Source organism: Parenemella sanctibonifatiensis (assembly GCF_002250565.1).
Classification (GTDB): domain Bacteria; phylum Actinomycetota; class Actinomycetes; order Propionibacteriales; family Propionibacteriaceae; genus Parenemella; species Parenemella sanctibonifatiensis.
The window spans coordinates 53990-72230 of sequence record NZ_NMVJ01000006.1 but is presented as its reverse complement, the minus strand read 5'-3'; the positions used below and the strand labels follow the sequence as shown (position 1 = coordinate 72230).

20 protein-coding genes and 1 pseudogene are annotated in these 18241 nt (G+C 68.4%); 6 read left to right on the top strand and 15 right to left on the bottom strand.

Features of this window, described 5'->3' with window-relative positions:
• Window positions 1-7: 7 nt before the first annotated feature.
• The 3 genes from CGZ91_RS04975 to CGZ91_RS14545 all read right to left on the bottom strand — a co-directional run bounded on the left by CGZ91_RS04975 (window position 8) and on the right by CGZ91_RS14545 (window position 3298).
• Window positions 8-1972 (bottom strand): heavy metal translocating P-type ATPase, encoded by a 1965-nt coding sequence (locus CGZ91_RS04975; RefSeq protein WP_094453132.1) that lies wholly within the window; start codon window positions 1970-1972, stop codon window positions 8-10.
• A complete protein-coding gene (gene cmtR, locus CGZ91_RS04970; protein ID WP_094454062.1) occupies window positions 1969-2337 on the bottom strand; it encodes a Cd(II)/Pb(II)-sensing metalloregulatory transcriptional regulator CmtR in 369 nt (122 codons plus the stop codon). Before cmtR ends, CGZ91_RS04975 begins: the two co-directional genes overlap by 4 nt.
• Window positions 2338-2425: 88 nt before the next feature.
• Window positions 2426-3298: an AAA family ATPase gene (locus CGZ91_RS14545; RefSeq protein WP_229116442.1), complete on the bottom strand. Its 873-nt coding sequence runs from the start codon at window positions 3296-3298 to the stop codon at window positions 2426-2428.
• 28 nt (window positions 3299-3326) lie between these two features.
• Here CGZ91_RS14545 and CGZ91_RS14540 point away from each other — a divergent pair, with 28 nt between their 5' ends.
• A complete protein-coding gene (locus CGZ91_RS14540) occupies window positions 3327-3512 on the top strand; it encodes a hypothetical protein (RefSeq protein ID WP_229116441.1) in 186 nt (61 codons plus the stop codon).
• A 138-nt stretch (window positions 3513-3650) separates the two neighbouring features.
• On the opposite strand, the pseudogene CGZ91_RS14940 reads toward CGZ91_RS14540, so the two are convergent.
• The 4 genes and pseudogenes from CGZ91_RS14940 to CGZ91_RS14930 all read right to left on the bottom strand — a co-directional run.
• Window positions 3651-4019, bottom strand: a pseudogene (locus CGZ91_RS14940) (relaxase/mobilization nuclease domain-containing protein); the annotation flags it as partial.
• 96 nt (window positions 4020-4115) lie between these two features.
• Complete coding sequence (locus CGZ91_RS14000; protein WP_179229223.1) at window positions 4116-4292, bottom strand: MobC domain-containing protein; 177 nt, start codon at window positions 4290-4292, stop codon at window positions 4116-4118.
• Entirely contained in the window at window positions 4223-4603 is a 381-nt protein-coding gene (locus CGZ91_RS14935) for a plasmid mobilization protein (protein WP_407670838.1), read from the bottom strand. The genes CGZ91_RS14000 and CGZ91_RS14935 overlap by 70 nt, the downstream gene beginning before the upstream one ends.
• Window positions 4604-4651: 48 nt before the next feature.
• Window positions 4652-5008: a hypothetical protein gene (locus CGZ91_RS14930; protein ID WP_407670837.1), complete on the bottom strand. Its 357-nt coding sequence runs from the start codon at window positions 5006-5008 to the stop codon at window positions 4652-4654.
• Here CGZ91_RS14930 and CGZ91_RS14530 point away from each other — a divergent pair.
• Window positions 5002-5325, top strand: a complete 324-nt coding sequence (locus CGZ91_RS14530) for a hypothetical protein (protein WP_229116439.1) — start codon at window positions 5002-5004, stop codon at window positions 5323-5325. The two genes, CGZ91_RS14930 and CGZ91_RS14530, sit on opposite strands and share 7 nt — an antisense overlap.
• A gap of 61 nt (window positions 5326-5386) precedes the next feature.
• On the opposite strand, the gene CGZ91_RS04950 is transcribed toward CGZ91_RS14530, so the two are convergent.
• Window positions 5387-6055: a DNA alkylation repair protein gene (locus CGZ91_RS04950; RefSeq protein ID WP_179229222.1), complete on the bottom strand. Its 669-nt coding sequence runs from the start codon at window positions 6053-6055 to the stop codon at window positions 5387-5389.
• Complete coding sequence (locus tag CGZ91_RS04945) at window positions 6055-7137, bottom strand: dihydrofolate reductase family protein (RefSeq protein ID WP_094453128.1); 1083 nt, start codon at window positions 7135-7137, stop codon at window positions 6055-6057. The genes CGZ91_RS04950 and CGZ91_RS04945 overlap by 1 nt, the downstream gene beginning before the upstream one ends.
• 85 nt (window positions 7138-7222) lie before the next feature.
• Here CGZ91_RS04945 and CGZ91_RS04940 point away from each other — a divergent pair, with 85 nt between their 5' ends.
• Window positions 7223-7657 carry a winged helix-turn-helix transcriptional regulator gene (locus CGZ91_RS04940; RefSeq protein ID WP_094451539.1) on the top strand — a complete coding sequence of 145 codons (435 nt, stop codon included), beginning with the start codon at window positions 7223-7225 and terminating at the stop codon, window positions 7655-7657.
• Here the strand turns inward: CGZ91_RS04940 and CGZ91_RS04935 are convergent.
• From CGZ91_RS04935 to CGZ91_RS04925, 3 genes are read right to left on the bottom strand one after another with little or no spacing between them, the layout of a single operon-like run.
• Window positions 7629-8501, bottom strand: coding sequence for a MaoC/PaaZ C-terminal domain-containing protein (locus CGZ91_RS04935; RefSeq protein WP_094453126.1), 873 nt, complete (start codon window positions 8499-8501; stop codon window positions 7629-7631). The genes CGZ91_RS04940 and CGZ91_RS04935 overlap by 29 nt on opposite strands.
• Window positions 8501-9826 (bottom strand): 3-oxoacyl-ACP reductase, encoded by a 1326-nt coding sequence (locus tag CGZ91_RS04930; RefSeq protein ID WP_094453124.1) that lies wholly within the window; start codon window positions 9824-9826, stop codon window positions 8501-8503. The genes CGZ91_RS04935 and CGZ91_RS04930 overlap by 1 nt, the downstream gene beginning before the upstream one ends.
• Entirely contained in the window at window positions 9826-11121 is a 1296-nt protein-coding gene (locus CGZ91_RS04925; protein WP_094453122.1) for an acetyl-CoA C-acetyltransferase, read from the bottom strand. Before CGZ91_RS04925 ends, CGZ91_RS04930 begins: the two co-directional genes overlap by 1 nt.
• 98 nt (window positions 11122-11219) lie before the next feature.
• Here CGZ91_RS04925 and CGZ91_RS04920 point away from each other — a divergent pair, with 98 nt between their 5' ends.
• A complete protein-coding gene (locus CGZ91_RS04920; RefSeq protein ID WP_094453120.1) occupies window positions 11220-13913 on the top strand; it encodes an acyl-CoA dehydrogenase family protein in 2694 nt (897 codons plus the stop codon).
• A 22-nt stretch (window positions 13914-13935) separates the two neighbouring features.
• The gene (locus tag CGZ91_RS13995) at window positions 13936-14229 is read left to right on the top strand and encodes a hypothetical protein (RefSeq protein ID WP_144276786.1); all 294 of its coding nucleotides are present in this window, start codon (window positions 13936-13938) and stop codon (window positions 14227-14229) included.
• Here CGZ91_RS13995 and CGZ91_RS04915 read toward each other — a convergent pair.
• Window positions 14150-15880, bottom strand: coding sequence for an MDR family MFS transporter (locus CGZ91_RS04915; RefSeq protein ID WP_229116438.1), 1731 nt, complete (start codon window positions 15878-15880; stop codon window positions 14150-14152). The two genes, CGZ91_RS13995 and CGZ91_RS04915, sit on opposite strands and share 80 nt — an antisense overlap.
• Window positions 15881-16066: 186 nt before the next feature.
• Between CGZ91_RS04915 and CGZ91_RS04910 the strand changes: the two genes are divergently transcribed.
• Window positions 16067-17365: a glycosyltransferase 87 family protein gene (locus CGZ91_RS04910; protein WP_094453116.1), complete on the top strand. Its 1299-nt coding sequence runs from the start codon at window positions 16067-16069 to the stop codon at window positions 17363-17365.
• Here the strand turns inward: CGZ91_RS04910 and CGZ91_RS04905 are convergent.
• A complete protein-coding gene (locus CGZ91_RS04905) occupies window positions 17303-17734 on the bottom strand; it encodes a redoxin domain-containing protein (RefSeq protein WP_094453114.1) in 432 nt (143 codons plus the stop codon). The genes CGZ91_RS04910 and CGZ91_RS04905 overlap by 63 nt on opposite strands.
• Window positions 17731-18159 (bottom strand): DUF3052 domain-containing protein, encoded by a 429-nt coding sequence (locus tag CGZ91_RS04900; RefSeq protein ID WP_407670835.1) that lies wholly within the window; start codon window positions 18157-18159, stop codon window positions 17731-17733. The genes CGZ91_RS04905 and CGZ91_RS04900 overlap by 4 nt, the downstream gene beginning before the upstream one ends.
• Between the last annotated feature and the right edge of the window lie 82 nt (window positions 18160-18241).

Genomic DNA, 18241 nt, shown 5'->3' with positions numbered 1-18241 from the left:
ACTCCTCTCAGGCTCTGTCCGCGCGGACCGCGGCCGGTGACGCCGTCTCAGGCGACCCGGCCGCCGCTTGGCTCTTGCGGGCACGCGCGGCGCGCAGCCCGTTGGCGATGACGACGACCTCGGCGACCTCGTGGACGAGCACGACTGCGGCCAGGCCGAGCACGCCGGTGATGGCCAGCGGCAGCAGCACGGTGATGATCGCCAGGGACAACACGATGTTCTGGTTCATGATCGCCCGGCCGCGGCGGGCGTGCCGCAGCGCCTGCGGGATCAGGCCGAGGTCGTGTCCGGTGAAGGCGACGTCGGCGGACTCTATCGCGGCGTCGGAGCCGGTCGCGCCCATCGCGATGCCCACGGTCGCCCCGGCCAGGGCGGGGGCGTCGTTGATGCCGTCGCCGATCATCGCGGTGGGTGACTGCTCGGAGAGCTGGGCCACGATGCGGGCCTTGCCCTCCGGCCGCAGCTCGGCGTGCACGTCGCCGATCCCGGCGATCTGCGCCAGGGCGTGGGCGGTGCGGGCGTTGTCTCCGGTGAGCATGCTCACCTCGACGCCCTGGCTCTTCAGCGTGCGCACGACGTCGGGGACCTCGGGGCGCAGCTCGTCGCGGACCCCGATCGCCCCGGCCAGGCGGCCGTCGACGGTGACGAGCACGCAGGTCTGGCCCTCGGCCTCCAGGTCCTCGACCCGGGCCTTGAGCGGTCCGGCGTCGATCCAGCGGGGGCTGCCCACGCTCACCCGGAGGCCGTCGACGGTGCCGCCGATGCCGTGGCCGGCCTCCTCCGTCACCTCTTGCGCGGCGGGGGCTCCCTGGCCCGCGGCGGCGATGGCGGCGGCGAGAGGGTGCGTCGAGTGCTGCTCCACCGCCGCGGCCCAGGCGAGCACCTGCGCGTCGTCGAAGCAGTCGGCGGCGACGACGGCGGTGACCTCGGGCCGGTTGCGGGTCAGGGTGCCGGTCTTGTCCACGGCGAGGTGGCGGATGCCGCCGAGGCGCTCGAAGGCGGCACCGCTCTTGATGACGACGCCGAACTTCGTCGCAGCCCCGATCGCGGACACCACCGTGACGGGCACCGCGATCGCCAGCGCGCACGGGCTGGCCGCGACGAGCACGACCAGGGCGCGGGTGATCCAGGTCTCCGGGTCGCCGAGCAGCGAGCCGAGCACGCCGACCAGGACGGCGAGGACCATCACGCCGGGCACCAGCGGACGGGCGATCCGGTCGGCGATGCGCGCGCGTTCGCCCTTCTCGGTCTGGGCCTGCTCGACCAGCTCCACGATGGTGGTCAGCGAGTTGTCGGTGCCCGCCGCGGTCGCCTCGACCTCCAGAACCCCGGCGGTGTTGATCGCGCCCGCCGACACTGCGTCATCGGGGGCGACCTCGACCGGGATCGACTCGCCGGTGATCGCCGAGGTGTCCAAGCTGGAGCGACCGGACCGGACAGTCCCGTCGGTCGCGACCCGCTCGCCGGGGCGGACCAGCAGCACGTCGCCGACGGCGATCTCCTTGGCCGGGACTTCGACCGAGACATCGTCGCGCAGCACGGTCACGGTCTCCGGCACAAGCTTCAGCAGCGCGCGCAGGCCCCCGCGGGCGCGGTCCATCGCCTTGTCCTCCAGGGCCTCGGCGATCGAGTAGAGGAACGCCAGTGCGGCGGCCTCCTCGGCGTAGCCGAGGAGCACTGCGCCGACGGCGCTGATCGTCATCAGCAGCGCGATCCCCAGCTTCCGCTTGACGAACAGGTTCCGCAGAGCGCCGGGCACGAACGTGTACGCGCCCAGCAGCAGGCCCGCCCAGAACGCGACCAGCGCCGCGACGTGCAGCCCCGACCACTCCAGCACCAGGCCGGTGCCGAACGCGACGCCGGAGAGGATCGGCACCACCAGTCCCGGATCGCGCCACCACGGGCGCTCGGCCTCCTCGGCCTCTTCGGCGGCACTGGTGGTCGGCTCGTCGCAGCCGCAGGCGGCGCTCACGAGGCGTCCCCTGAACCGGTCGCGGCGCAGCAGCCGGGCACCGAGCAGTGCGGGTCGATGCACGGCGCGCTCTCGTCCACCGCGAGCGTGACGTCCACCAGCGCCGTCAGCGCCCCGGCCAGGTGCGGGTCGGCGATCTCGTAGCGGGTCTGGCGGCCCTCGGGCTCGGCGACCACGATCCCGCAGTCGCGCAGGCACGTCAGGTGGTTGGACACGTTCGAGCGCGTCAGCCCCAGCTCGCGCGACAGCACGGCAGGGTGGCTCGGGCCGTCGAGCAGGGACATCAGGATCTTGGAGCGCGTCGGGTCGGCCATGGCCCGGCCAAGCCGGTTCATGACGTCGAGGCGCGAAGCAATAGTCAGCATGCACTGCACTATACAGTGCACGCTGACCAATCGTCCAGATGCAGGGGCTGCCGCACGCGCTCCGCGCGCTTGCCCTCGGGAATCGCGGTCACCTCTTGCGCCAGCTCGGCCACTTCGGCATCCCGCGGCCCTTCCACGTCTCCACCAAGCCGGCGACCCAACGAACGGACGCGAAGAGGGCGTAACCGGCCCCGGCGATGCCAGCGCCGACCACGAGCCAGCGCCCGATCCCGAGCCACACGCTCCCGTCCACGTCCACCGCCCACTGAGCGCCCGTAATGAGCCCGGCGATGCCCATCCAGAGCCCGGCGACGACCACGACCACCGGAAAGAGGACGAGGCACATCGCCGCGGCGACCGACCAGAGCTGACGGGCCCCCAGCGTCGCCGTGGCGGCGATGATCCGCTCGGCGCGCTCGTTCGACGCGTCGATGTTCGCCGTCATCGTGGCCGAGGCCTCCCCGGCGACCTGCTCGACCGCCTTCTCGACCCGCTCCTCGGTGCGCTTCTCGATCCGCTGCACGGCACCGCCGACCTGGCTCACGAGCTTCTGGTTGTCCTCGGCCAGGGACTGGAGCTTCTCAGTCGCCGAGGCCGTAGCTGCTCGATTCATTTGCGCTTCGGCCATCAAGCTCTGCGAGGCGCTCTGCAGCTGCTTCCCGTCGAGACTCTGCGCGAACTCTCTGAGCGTGCTCTCGATCTCGCTCAGTCTGCTCTCGACGCTCTCGATCTGCGGCGACTTGTTGACGGACGGCTGCAAGGTCGACGGCAGGCCCTTCAGCTCCTCCTTGACGGTTTCCTCGATCGCGATCCGCAGATACGACTTCAGTCCGTTCACGGCCTTCGTCTGCCTGTTGACCGCTGCGATGACGTCGGCGTTCGTAGGCTCCGACAGATTCGACGCCGTCGAGCTCGGCTCGGTCTCCTGCTGCTCGTTCCTCATCTCGTCGAGAATGCTCATTGCTCTGCTCCTTCGGTCGGTTGTTCTCGTGGAACTCGAAGATTTGCTGTGCGCCCTCGGCGGTGAACTCGGGCGTCAGCCCGGATGCTTTCTTCCGGCCGAGCTTGCCGTTGTCGGCCCGGCGCATCTTGTACGTCCAGCCGTCACGCTGGGTCTCTGCGAGGGCGACGCCATGCTCGTCGAGTACCTCGGTGAATCCCGCCCGGTCCACTGACCGCTTGTCCCGCAGCGAGGCGGCGACCTTGTCCCCGAGGATGCGCTCGAATCCGCCTGACGCGAAGTCCTCCCGGCGCTGCGACCAGTCCGGCTTTGCTTGCTCCGGCGACGGGAGGACCTGGCACCCCTCGTCTTGCATCAGTTCGTCGTTGGCCTGACGCAGGCCGTTCTTCCACGACGTGTTCCGCTGCAGCGACTTCCCGGTGAGGTTGTCGTGGTTGATGACGTAGATGTGGTTGTGCAGGTGCCCGCCGGCCGAGTCGGCGTGGGTGACCACGAGGTGATCGGCCGAGTGCATCCGGCCAGCGAGCTTCTCGCCCAGCTCATTGACACGCTGCACGTGCCCCCGGTTGTTCTTGTCGAACTCGTCCGGCGAGAAGTTCTGCGTGTACGAATACAGCTCGTTCTTCCCGCCCGTGGGCCCTCGCCAGAGCCTCTGCGCGGGCGACGAAGGCCCACGGCGACTGCACCGAGCACGACATCGCCGCGGCTCGATTGGTGTCATTCTGGACGTGCTCTGTGCGCTTGTCCTTGTCGTTGCCGTAGAGGGCGTACCCGACCGAGTCGCTGGCGGACCGCGACGGCTTCACGTTGACCGTACTCATAGCGCCGTCCGATCTCCGAGCTGTGCTCGCACGGCATCCATCGATTCCATGACCTCGCGCAGCAGATCGTCGTCGAGGGCACCGCCGCGACGCACTGCTTGGTTCAGGTTGATCCCGATTCGGCGCACCTGCTCGACCACCTGACCCAGCTCCGGCGACGGCGTGGAGGCCACCCGACCTCTAGATGCCCGAGACCGTCCCGGCGGGAGTCCAAGGCATCGAGAATGACCGTGCGTACCCATTTGCTCGGCTTCACACCGAGCCTGCGAGCACGTCGCCGAACCGCTTCGCGCTCCGCCTTCGTGACCCGCACGTCGATGCTCACGTCGCGATTCGCCTGGGGCTCATCGACTCCATGACCATCATTGGTGTTGGGAGCCGTACGGTCAGGGCCAGCAGGGTACTTGTACGAGAACCCGCTGCAGCTGGCTGAGGAGGCCGCCGCGCTGGACCTGATCGCCGACAACCGGATCGCACTCGGCATCTCGCGCGGATCGCCCGAGCCGGCCGACCGCGGTTGGGAGGCGTTCGGCTACCACGGCTCGACCGACCCGCGGGGCGCTGATCTGGCCCGGGAGAAGTTTGGCCTGTTCCTCGACGCCATCCGCGGCGAGAAGCTGGTCGCGGCCAACCCCGAGCAGTATCCGCCCGGCGCCCGACTCGCCTTGGAGCCCTCTCCGACGGCTTGGTCGAGCGGATCTGGTGGGGCGCCGGCAGCCGTGACACCGCCGAATGGACTGGTCGGATGGGCCTCAACATGATGAGCAGCACCCTGCTCACCGAGGCCACCGGCGCCAGCTTCGGCGACCTGCAGGCCGAGCAGATTGCCCGGTTCCGCGCCGCGTACGCCGAGGCTGGCCACACCGGCAAACCACGGTGTCGGTGTCACGCAGCATCTTCCCGCTCGTCCGCGATGAGGACCGGATGCTGTTCGGCTCCCGCCCCGGGCAGGACCAGGTCGGCGTGATCGACGGCTTCCGCTCCACCTTCGGCAAGACCTACGTCGGCGAGCCCGACCAGCTGGTTGCCGATCTGAAGCAGGACGCAGCCGTGATGTCGGCCGACACGCTGATGCTCACGATCCCGTCCCAGGTCGGGGTCGCCATCAACCTCAGCATCCTGGAGAACTTCGCGACTCACGTCGCCCCGGCGCTGGGCTGGCAGCCCAACACCGAAGGTGCCGTGGAGGGCGACCCGGTCAGCTGAGCGTTCCGGTCAACTGAACGATCGGCGCCGCGCCGTACGGGCACCACCGGCGGCGCGGCAGCTAGCTGGACCGGCGCGAGTCTCGCATCAGCCGTTTCGTCGTGCTGCTGAGGCGGTCGCGGTTGCCGGCCAGGAACTCCTCGCATCTCTTCGGCGAGGCACGGTTGAGTTCGCGCAGTGCCACGCCGACCGAGGTCTGCACGAAGTGCTCCGGGTCGTCGAGCAGCAGGTCGATCAGGCGCACCGGGGCATCCAGTTCCCCTGCGCGGATCAGGGTGAAGGCCGCGGTGATGGCGGTACGCCGACGCCAGGTCGAGGGATGTTGCGCCAGGGCGTACAGCGGCTCGGGATCCTTGCCGACCACGTAGCCGCCGATCACCCTCGGCGCGGCTCGGTCGACCAAATCCCAGCTGTCGATGTGGTCGTGCTCGGCGAGATAAAGCTCATACAGCCCCCTGCGCTCGTCCTCGGAGATGCGTTTCAGCCGGGCGCGGAAGTCAAGGATGCACACGGCCACCAGCCGCGGTTCATAGAGCTCGTGACGCAGCAGCGTACGCACGTCAGCCAGGGGCAGATCCCTCGCGCGCTTGGCCAGGTCGAACACCTCACGCATGCGTACGCCGATCACCAACTCCTCCGGGATCCGCTTGGCGGTGCTCGCCTTGTGCTCCGGGTTCGCGAGCGCCTCGAGCTGCGCGATCACCTCGGCGGGGCTGCCCGGATCAGTCATCATCCCTCCGATCCGTCCTGCTGGAGCGGCTGAACCAGCAGGGTGCGCCATTCCTCGGGCATCGGCCAACTGGTCGGATCCAGCTCGGTGCTCAGGTCGCACCATTGGTAGACCTCCCACGGCGCTCCCGCCGGCACCAGTTCGCCAGTGTCGGCCGCGGCGAGCACGGCGTACGCCTCACCCAGACTCGCGTGGCTGCCTACATGGGTGTGAACCAGCGCAGGCCCACCAGGCAACGAGCCGACCTCAGCCGGTCCCTGATAGTCGACATCATCAACTGGCACGCCGACCTCGACATCCATGGTGGTGGCGGTCTCCTGGTGACAGCGCAGATAGGGGTGCTCTGCGGATGCACTCCCCGCTGCGGCCAAAGTCTGCCAGATCGCTCCGAAGGCACGTCCCTGGAAGTCGGTGAGGCGCTCGGACTCAACCACCTCCCTCACCCGCAGCACCCGACGCACCGGCAGTTCGGTCATCTCGGCGGCCGCCCGGTCCGGAGCCGGCGTCCGATCCAGAGTGAGCATGATGGCGCCGCTGTCGCTCGCCACATGGTCGACGATCTGCCACGACGAGCGAGGCGACTCATCAAACAGTGGGGCGCCGCCGGCACCGATGATCTCGGGGGCAATGGTCAACTCCAACCGGTCAACCAGGTCGGCCGCCAGCAGTGCGCGGATGATCGAGATGCTGCTGAGCACCCGGATGTCCCCGTCGCCCTCCGCCTTCAGCCGGGTGATCACCGCCGCGGGATCCTCGTCGACGACGGTCGCGTTGGGCAGCGACGCCTCGGTGGTGGTCGTGGAGAAGACCACGGTGGGCACCGAGGTGAGCCAGCGAGAGAACACCTGGTCGCGCGGATCGGCCTGCGGCATCGATGCCACCTGGGGCCACCAGCCGGCGAACCCCTCGTGGTTCTTCCGACCCACCACGGCGGTGGTGGCCCGGGTCATCTCGAGCAGCCGATCCCGGGCCTGCTCGGAGACGCCGTGCGGCGCGATGACCGACATGTCAGCAGCCCCTCCCGGACCGGTGATGCGACCGTCGATCGTGACGACGACGTTGGCGATGACCTTGCGACTCATGCCCACTCCCAAGTGGTTACGAATTCGTACTACCTGGAACCGTAGGCCAAGGTAGTATCGAAACGCAACCAGTCAGGAGGGTGACGTGATCTCCAATCCCCGTTCGAACTGTCCGATCAATCGCGGCGTTGAGCTGCTCGGTGACCCGTGGAGCCTGGTCATCATCAGAGACATCATGTTCTGCGACCATCGAACCTTCCGCGAGTTGCTCACCCGGTCCCAGGAGCGCATCACCGCCCCCACCCTCTCGAAACGGCTGACCGACTTGGTCGCCGCCGGCCTGCTCAGCAAGGAGGCAGCCCCGCGCGGCAAGCAGGGACGCTATTCACTCACCGACCAGGGCATCGGACTGGCACCGTTGTTGTTCGAACTCGCTGCGGCCGGGTCCATGCTCGACCCGACCACCCAGTCGACGGTCCCGCAGTACGCCGGCCTCTACGGCCACCCCGACCAGATCGCCGCCTTCCAACAGGACCTACGGGACCGGCACCTCAGCCCAGCGTCGACCGCTGCAGGATGAGGTGGACCCGCTCGGGGTCCTTGGCCCCGGTCAGCGCCGCGACCCGGAGGTCCTCGCTCGTGCGCAGCGCCACGCTGGCCGGCAACAGCACCGGCTTGCGAAACCAGACCTGCGAGCGGCCGGGCCCGTTGACGTCATCGCCCAACGCCGCCAGCGTGCGGGCGTAGGTGCACATGCCGTGCGCGATGGCCCGGGGAAAGCCGAACAGCTTGGCGGTGAGACCGGACATGTGGATCGGGTTCACGTCGCCGCTGACCTTGGCGTACTGGCGTCCCAGGTCGGCCGGCAGTCGCCAGACCGCCGCCTCGCGCTGGGGCAGCGGCGGGGGCTCTTCGGTCTGGTTCTCGAGCACGACGCTCGGCTTCGTGCTGGTCCGGTGCAGATAGGTGCTGCAGGACTCCCAGGCGACGTCCCCGGCCACGCTCACCTTGGTGAGGAAGTCGATGGTCACTCCCCTGCGATGTTCGCCGAATCCCCGCATCGAGACCTCCACGGTCAACTCATCATCAACCATGAGCTCCCGACGCGCGGTGATCTCGTTGCTGATGTGGACCACGCCGGCCATCGGCAGCGGGAAGGCCTTGTCGGCGAACAGCAGCGCCTGCAGCCGGAAGCTGAGCAGGTGCGGATAGGTGTGCGGGAGCCGGTCGTTGACCTTGAAACCACACAGTCGCTGGTACGCCGTCAGGTCACCCCGATCGACGCCACTCACCCACCGGAGGGTGCGGTCCGGCAGCTGACCCGTCGGGCCCGCCCGGCCCGGCACCAGCATCGCCCGCAGGAAGGTCGGCCCCAGCGACGGCCGCTGCTGGACGTCGATGGCCGCACTCGCCTCGGCAGCCATCAGGCACCCACCATGTTCTGGCCGCAGACGCGTACGGTCTGACCGCTGATGGCCGCCGAGGCCGGCTGCGCCAGCCAGGCGATCGTCTCGGCGACGTCGCGGGGCTGGCCGCCCTGCTGCAGCGAGCTGAGCCGACGGGCGACCTCGCGGGTGGCAAAGGGCATCTTGGCGGTCATGTCGGTCTCGATCAGGCCCGGCGCGACTGCGTTGACGGTGACCCTGCGGTCAGCGACCTGGGCCGCCGAAGCATCGACCAGACCAATGATGGCGGCCTTGGTGGCCGCGTAGTTGGTCTGGCCGCGGTTGCCAGCGAAGCCGGACTGGGACGACAGGCACACGATCCGGCCGCCCTCGGGCAACCCGTCGGGCGCCAGGAAGGTCTGGTTCATGGTGAGGATGCTCTGCAGGTTGACCGCCAGCACGGATGCCCACTTCTGGTCATCCATGTTGACGAAGAGCTTGTCGCGGGTGATGCCGGCGTTGTGGACCACGACGTCGAGACCGCCGTGCCGCTGCCGACAATGATCCAAGATCCGCTGGCCGGCATCGGGGCTGGTGACATCGAGTGCGAGCGCCGAACCGCGAGCCTGGTTGACCACCGTCGCCAGCGCCTCCTGGGCAGCCGGGACATCCACGCCAACCACCGTCGCACCGTCGCGGGCCAGCACCTCGACGATGGCCGCGCCGATGCCACGGGCGGCGCCGGTGACCACCGCGACCTTGCCCGCCAGCGGCCGCTCGGCGTCCTGCTCCTGCGAAGCGTCGGCCTCGCCGACCCGGACTCGCTGACCATCGACGAAGGCCGACCGCCCGGACAGGAAGAACTCCACCGCGCCGAGCACGGCGGCAATGTTCGGCTCCAGCGGACCGGCGATCAGATTCGCGGTGGCGCCGGCGCGCAGTTCCTTGGCCAGCGACCGGGTGAACCCGTCGAGGGCACGCTGGGTGGCGACCTCGCTGGGATCGGTGAGGAGTTCATGGGCAGTGCCGATGACCACCACCCGAGCGTTGCGGGCCAACCGCTTCACCAACGCCGAGGCCTGGCCTCGCAGGTCGACCAGGCCCTCGGGCGTACGCAGGTGGGCCAGGTCGATGACCAGGCCTCCGATGCTGCCGTCGCCAGGCTCAGTGCTGATGTCACGCTCGGCGAGCATCGCGGTGACGGCTGCGGCGTACGGGCCCTCGCCGACAACGGCGACCGGCCCCTCACACAGCGGCTCGCCCGGCGCGTAGCGGCGCAGCCGCACCGGCGTCGGCAGGCCCAACTGCTTGGCGAGCTTCTTGCCGAAGCCGCCGCTGACAAAGGTCGTGTAGCGGTCACTCATCATGCCTCCAGAATCATGGCGGCACCCTGGCCACCGGCTGCACACACGGAGATCAACGCGCGCTTGGGGCCACCGTCGGCGGCCTTCAGCTGGGCCAACTGCTTCGCGGCGCTGGCGACAATCCGGCCACCGGTGGCGGCGAAGGGATGGCCGGTGGCCAGCGAGGAACCATTGACGTTCAGCTTGCTGCGATCCACCGATCCCAGCGCCGAGGACAGCCCGAGCTCCTCGCGGCAGTACTCCTCGGACTCCCAGGCACTCAGCGTGGCGAGCACGGTCGCGGCGAAAGCCTCATGGATTTCGACGATGTCGAAGTCGGCCAAGCTCAGGTCGTTGCGCGCCAACAGTCGCGGCACCGCATGCACCGGAGCCATCAGCAGTCCCTCAGCTCCGTGCACGAAGTCAACGGCGGCAGTCTCGGCATCAATCAGCCAGGCCAGCGCAGCGATGCCGTGGGAGGCGGCCCAAGTCTCCTCAGCCAGCAGCACCGCCGAGGCGCCGTCGGTGAGCGGGGTGGAGTTGCCAGCGGTCATCGTTGCGGTGGCGGGATCCCCGAAGACGGTCTTGAGCTTGGCGAGCTTGTCGACAGTGGAGTCGGGACGCAGCGTGTTGTCCTTGGCGAGGCCCAGGTAAGGGGTGATCAGGTCATCGAAGAATCCCCGCTCGTACGCCGCTGCGAGATTGCGGTGGGACGCTGCAGCAACCTCGTCCTGTGCCTCCCGGGTGAGCTTCCAGTGCTCGGCTGTGCGGGCCATGTGCTGCCCCATCGACAGGCCAGTGCGGGGCTCTGCCACCGAGGGGGTCAGCGGCGCCAGATGCTGGGGCCGGAAACCCGCGATCGCCTTGAGCTGTTGGGGCACGGTCTTGGCTGCACCGAGGTTGAGCAGCAGCCGTCGCAGTCCTTCACTGACGGCGATCGGGGCATCGGAGGTGGTGTCCGAACCGCCCGAGACGCCGACGTCGATCTGCCCCAGGGCGATCTTGTTGGCGATGGTGATGGTTGCCTCGAGCCCGGTGGCGCAGGCCATCTGGACGTCGGAGGCGGGCGTACTTGGATCCAAGGAGGTGCTGAGCACGGCTTCCCTGGTGAGGTTGAAGTCTCGGCTGTGCTTGAGGACGGCGCCGGCGGTGACCTGGCCCAGGCGTTCGCCGGCCAGCCCGAATCGGGCCACCAGCCCGTCCAGGGCTGCGGTGAGCAGGTCGTGGTTGCTGGCGGCGCGGTACGCGGTGTTGGCGCGGGCGAACGGCGTTCGATTGCCGCCGAGAACGGCGACCCTGCGAGGTGTGTCGATCATGCGCTTCCCTGTCTCCTTTGATCGAGCCGGCGGCGAATTTCGGTGACCACCTGACCGAAAGACTACCTGATACTCGCGGTAACAGGTACTATCCCCTCATGGCACGGCAACGAAGCAGCACCGATTCGGCCTCCGCCACGCCGGCGGACGGTCGCTCGCTGCGCTGGGTGCAGCACAACGAGCAACGCCGCGCCGAGTTGGTCGACGCGACCATCGCGGCCATCCGCAAGCACGGCTCCGGAGTCGGCATCGACGTCATCGCGCGTGAGGCCGGCACCCGCAAACCCACCATCTATCGCCATTTCGGCGACCGGGTCGGGCTCTACGCAGCCGTCACCGAACGGGTCGCCGCCAGCATCGACCGGCGGCTGCGGTCGGCCATGGATGACCAGGGCACGGTCCATGACCTGATCTCGTCTGTCACCGACGGCTACCTGGCGCTGGCCGAGAGCGACTCGGAAGTCTTCCGCTTCGTCGTCAGCCCGCCCCAGATCGACAGCGCGGTGGCCGGCCGCGAGGTCGGCGACATCTCGGGGCGAGCGGCCGCGATCATTGCCCAGCAGCTCGGCCGCTGGACCACTTCGCCCGCCGTCACCGGCTGGGCCACCGCGATGGTCGGCGCGATCCAGGCCGCCGCCGATGCCTGGCTCACCTCCCCCGACCGCCCCGAACGAGCCGAGATGACCGCTGAACTGACCGACCTGATCTGGGGCGGCCTGGGCGACCTGGACCGCAGCCGTCCCCAACCACGAACCCCGATCTCACACCAGCAGCAAGGAGAATCCAAGATGACCACGTCAACGCCGACCGATCGCAGGTCCCAGACCGCCGACCACAGCCGCACCGACACACCGACCACGTCTGACACCAGTGCCGCTGCCAGCAGCGCAGCGCCGTCAGCGGTCACCGCCGAAGCCCTGCAGGAGGCCGTCGGCGGGCGCTGGCGCCATGTCCGCGAGGAGCTCCGCGAGGGCGCTGAGTTGCTGCCGCTGCCTGAAGAACTCCTGGACATCCGCGGCCACCGTGACCTGGTCAGCGAGCAGTTGCCCAAGCTGCTGCAGTTCGGTCACGTCCAGGCTGGTTACCGGGTCGACCAGGGCGGCACCGACGATGTCGGTGGTTGCGTCACCGCCTTTGAGACCTACGGCCACGCCGACCTGTCCCTGATGGTGAAGGCGGGTGTCCAATGGGGCCTGTTCGGTGGCGCGGTGTCCAACCTCGGCCTCGAACGTCACCACGACATCATGACGGCGATCATGGCGGAGCAGCCGCTACTGGGCTGCTTCGCGATGACCGAGACCGGGCACGGGTCCGACGTGCAGTCCATCGAGACCACCGCCACCTACGACCCCGACACCGATGAGATCGTGGTGCACTCCCCCACGCCGACCAGTCGCAAGGACTTCATCGGCGGCGCCGCTGAGTCGGCCCGGATGGCAGCGGTCTTCGCCCAGCTTGTGGTGGCCGGCGAGGACCATGGCGTGCACTGCGTCCTGGTGCCGCTGCGCGATGAGACAGGCGAGGCACTGCCCGGCATCACCCTGTCGGACTGCGGCGCCAAGGGTGGACTGCTCGGCGTCGACAACGGCCGCATCGTCTTCGACCAGGTCCGCGTGCCCCGCACCAACCTGCTGGGTCGGTTCGGCGACATCGACGAGAACGGCACCTACACCAGCCCCATCGAGAGCCGGAACCGTCGATTCTTCACGATGCTGGGCACCCTGGTCCGCGGTCGGGTCTCAGTCGCCGGCGCTGCCGGTGCCGCCACCCGCAGCGCCCTGGCGATCGCCGGTCGGTACGCCCTCAAGCGGCGCCAGTTCGGCGACGGCAGCGACGGCGACGGCGAGATGCTGCTGATCAACTACCGCGCCCACCAGCGCAAGCTGATGCCGGCGATGGCCCGGGCGTACGCGCTGATGTTCATGCAGAATCAGCTCACCGAAGAACTCGACGCGGTGCAGAGCGCCACCGTGGTCGACGAGGATCGCCAGCGCTCACTGGAGACCCTGGCTGCGGCCGTCAAGGCGTACACGACCACCAACGCCACCCAGACGATCCAGATGTGCCGCGAGGCCTGCGGCGGCGCGGGCTACATGTGGGCCAACCGCCTCACCCAGCTCAAGGCCGACACCGACGTGTTCACCACGTTCGAGGGCGACAACACCGTCCTGCTGCAACTGGTCGGCAAGACCTTGCTGACCGCCTTCCGGCAGAGCTTCCAAGGCATGGACACCAGGGAGACGGTGCGCTGGGCCTCCGGCCTGGTTGCCGACACCGTGGTGGATGCCACCAGCCTTCGCGGCGCCACCCAACGGGCGCGCGAACTGTGGCCCGGCACCCACGCCATCACCGTTCGCGCCGAGCAGTTGCGCCTGTTCACCGAGCGCGAGACCCGGATGCTGGAGACCTTGGGAATGCGGATGCGCCGGGCGCAGCGACCCGACGTCGACGCCTTCGAGGTCTTCAACGACGGTCAGGACCACCTGCTCGCCACCGCCCAGGCGCATGTCGAGCGGCTGGTGTTGGAGGCCTTCGCCGACGGGGTCGACGCCACTCCAGAGGGTCCCGCCAGGGACCTGCTCGGCCAGCTGTGTGACCTCTACGCGCTGTCCACCATCGAGGAGCATCGCGCCTGGTATCTGGAGCGGGGGCGGATGAGCGGGGAACGCGCCAAGCATGTCGTGGCCGAGGTCAATCGGCTCTCGCAGCAGACCAGCGCCCAGTTGGGCGTCCTGATCGACGGTTTCGGGATTCCCGAAGCGTGGCTGAAGGCCGAGATGCTGAGCGACTGACTCGACCCACTAGCCTGCCGACATGAGCAGCGACGAGCAGCGGACCCGAGCCCGGACCGCGGCGGCCAACAGGGACGCCCAGCAGGAGATGACCCGGTTCTTCATCGCCTACTCCACGATCATGGGGGCCCTGTTGGCCGTGCTGGTGATGGCGACCTTCGTCGCCCAAGTCATCAGCGAGAACACGGGGCTGATCCTGATTGCCGTCGTCACGCTGACGGGTGGCGCGGTGGTGGTCAGGCGGATCCTTCTGCACCAGAAGCGCCTGTCGCAGGCCCGCGACCAGCCGGGGCGCCGGGGTCGCTACTCGGCCTGAGGGTGCCATCGACCGGCGCGGCAGCCGCGGCGGCATCAGCAATGGCTGCCGGGGTGGGATGGCCGTCAGCCGATGCGCCCTCGGGCTTCTCGGACTCGACCTTCAGGTAGAGCTTGTCGCGCAGGGTGACGTGCGGGATGAAGGCGGTCAGGATCAGGGCGATCACCAGCGCCGGCGCCACCGTCAGGAAGACGGTGTGCAGCGCATCTGCCACGCCCATCCGGACCGCTTCGGCCACCGGGCCCGGCAACGCGCTGAGCACGCTCGGATCCAGCACGGCGCCGGCGTCGAGGCCCTCGGCAGCGCTCGGGTCCGCCCCCGGTGGCAAGTGCCGCAGCACCGCCGGTGCGACCGAGGTGGTCATCACGGTGCCCAGCACGGCGACGCCGACGGTTGAGCCGACATTGCGGAAGAACTGGACGGCCGCGGTGCCGACGCCCAGTTCACTGGGGGCAACCACGTTCTGGACCACCAGCAGGAAAGGCTGCATGCAGCCCCCCAGCCCGAGGCCAAAGACCAGCATCGCCGCTACCACCTTCAGCGGCGAGTCCCCGTACGCCAAGGTGCCCAGGATCGTGACCGCCCCCAGCATCAGGACGATGCCGCCGAGCATGAAGGGCTTGTACTGACCGGTGCGACTGATCAGGTTGCCGATCACGATGCCGGTCAGGACCATCGCGATCATCATTGGCATGGTGATCAGGCCCGACTCCGTGGCGCTCACCTGCATCACGGCCTGGACATAGACCGGCACGTAGAAGATGGCCCCGAACATTGCCACCGCGATCAGGAAGCTGGCCGGGATCGCCAACGCGATGGTGCGGATCTTGAACAGGCGCAGCGGGATCACCGGTTCCTCGGCCCGACGCTCGACGAGGATGAAGGCCGTCACCCCAATGGCGCCGACGGCGTACATCGTGATGATGGCCGGCGAACTCCACGGGTAGGTGGTGCCACCCCAGGAGGTCGCCAGCAACAGCACCACCAGGGTCACGGCGAGCAGCCCGATGCCGAGCCAATCGATCTTTGCCTTGCGCGGCGTGTGCGGCAGGTTCAGGAAGCGGGCAATGAAAAGGAATGCGATCAGACCGATCGGCAGGGTCACGAAGAACAGCGCCCGCCAGTGCAGGTTGTCGGTGATGAACCCGCCCAGCAGCGGACCGGCAACCGAGCTGACACCGAAGACGGCTCCCATCCAGCCCTGGTACTTCCCGCGCTGCCGGGGCGGGATGATGTCGCCGATGATCGTCTGCGACAGCGGCATCACCACACCCATGCCCAAGCCCTGGACGGCTCGGCCAGCGACCAGCATCCAGAAGTCCAGCGAGATGCCGCAGATCACCGAGCCCAGCATGAAGATGGCCACGCCCCCGAGGAAGAACGTGCGTCGGCCGTAGATGTCGGACAGCTTGCCTGCGACCGGCACGGTGACCGCCGACATCATCATGGCTGCGGTGGCGAGCCAAGAGTAGTGCTCCATGCCGCCCAGCTCAGCCACGATGCGCGGCATTGCCGGAGCGACGATGGTCTGGCTGATCGAGGCGACAAACATACCCAGCATCAGGCCGATGAACACCCGCATCCCGGTGGGGCCAAGTCCGGTGAACTCGCCGTCGGCCGAGGGTGCCGGATCAGTCGTCGATCGCGACACAGCTTCGCCCCGAGAGGATGAGGTCATTGACGGAGGCCACCTATCTGTCCTGCTGAACTGTTGACCGGGCCGGATCCGGTGCGGCAACGGTGATCCGCTGCCCCGCACCGTTCACGGGCCAACAATTGGTTGGTTGATACAACTAGCATCATACGCCTCCGGGCGGCTGGCCTAAACTCGACCGACGTGAGTCCTGAAACTGACCGCGCCGATCGCACCGCGTCGGTGGTGTCACACCTGGCGCGTGGCTTTCTGATCGCGCTGGCGCCGCTGATCGTAGGTTTCCATGTCCCGATCGCTCACATGACCGGCACCTCGCTGTGGCCCTGGCGTCCCAACATGGAGGACCTGGCGGTCTACCGAGAGGCCGCACATCGGCTGTTGTCCGGGGAGTTCCTCTACGTCACCGGGGTCGAGTTCCCCTACATCTATCCGCCCTTCGCAGCCTTGCTGTCGGTGCCGCTCGGGGCGATCCCTGCGGTCGCAGCGAGTGCCGTGTGGGTCATCGTCACCGTGGTCAGCCTGCTGGTGGTGCTGCACCGCCTCGGCCTGACGGGCTGGAAACTGAGCCTCGCGGGGACGCTGACCATCCTGTTCACCACCCCTTTTCAGCAAGTCCTGGTGCTGGGCCAGCTCGGCGTTGTGATCATGGCCGCGATCGTCGTCGAGCTGGTGCCCGGGCCGCGACTGCTGGACAAGATCCGGCTCCCTCGACTGCTGCCGACCGGTGCCTGGACCGGGGTGATGACCGGCATCAAACTCACCCCCGGACTCTTCCTGGTGGCCCTGGCCTGGGCGGGGCGCTGGCGAATCGCGATCACCGGCGCGGTCGCCACGCTGGCCACCATGGTGATCGGTTTCATCGCCGCCCCGCGGAGTTCGTGGCACTACTGGTCCCAGTTGACCCGAGGCGACTCCGGCTCCAACCCTGATGCCAATGGCTGGCTGTTCAACCAGTCCATCCTCAGCCTGGTCCACCGGATGTTCGGCTTCGGCACCGCCGCACTGGCGGGCGGCCTACTGGTCTGCCTATTGGTCGCCGTCTGGACGGCTTGGTTGGGGCGTGGGCTGTGGCAGCGCGGGGAGCAACTGATGGCAATCGTGGTGCTCGGCCTGGGCTCAACGCTGGTCAACCCGATCGCCTGGAATCACCACCTGGTCTGGTTTGTGCCGCTGGCCGTGGCACTGCTGCGACCCGGCACCTGGCCGGTGCTGCGCTGGGTCGGCCTGGCGTGGTGCGGCTGGGCTGCGTTCACCCCCTGGTCGGCACTGCCACAAACGCCCGGTGCCTTCATCGAGGTCGGCTATTCAGCCTTCCAGCTCCTTGTGTCCGGGCTCACGGCGATACTCGGGGTGGTCGTGTTGGTGCTGGCTGCCGACGGCCTACGCAGGCCGGTCAGCCCATCCGCCGACGGTGGTGATTCACCCGACTCGAGCCGCCAGCACCCGACGGACCAGGCCACCGATGTCCCGGTGGTCAGCTGAGGTCTCGTTCCACACCACCGTGCCTCGGTCGGCGTACGCACTCCCCCGCACTGCACAGCCACGGTCCTCGTCGAACCATCCGAGCTCGCGGCTCAGCGCCCCGTGCGGCCAGTGGTCACTGATGAGTTCCAGTCGCCAGCCACGTTGCTCGGCCCAGGCGCGTTGGCTGTAGGGCGCATCGCAACTGAGGCCGTACGCCGTCACGCCAGCCGCCTCCAACTCGGGCAGCGCCGCGTCCAGGGCATCCAGCTCACTGGCACAAACGTCGGTGAAGGCGTACGGCACCGCCACCACCACAGTGGGCCCCGGCGGCGGCCAACTGACCGGTACGCCGTGGTGGTCCCGCAGCCTCAACCGGCTGGCGGTCATCCGTTCTTGCGGCCCGACTTCGGGCGTACCAACTTGGTCGCTGTCCAACCCGAGGAGACCGATTCGGTGGAGGTCAGGGACAGACCTGCGGTCGAGGCGGCCTCCGCAATGTCGGCCGGGTCGACATAGCCCTCGGTGCCGATCTTGGGTGTCAGCAACCAGACCACGCCGGTGTCGGACAACGACCGCAGCGACTCCAGCAGACCGTCGACGACGTCACCGTCGTCCTCCCGCCACCACAGCAGCACGACGTCCACGGCTTCGAGCGGGTCCTCCAGCAGGTCGGCATCGACCTCATCCATGATGTCGTGCCGCAAGTCCTCGTCCACATCGCTGTACCAGCCGATCTCCTGGACGATCTGGCCCTCCGAGAGCCCCATCTTCGCGACGCCCGAGGAACTCTCCCCGGCACCTGCCGTCGTCACCACACAACCTCCGTTTCAGCGCGGAATTCCGTGGACAACAGATTGCCAGACGTTCACCCAAGGCGAAACCCCGGGCACACGA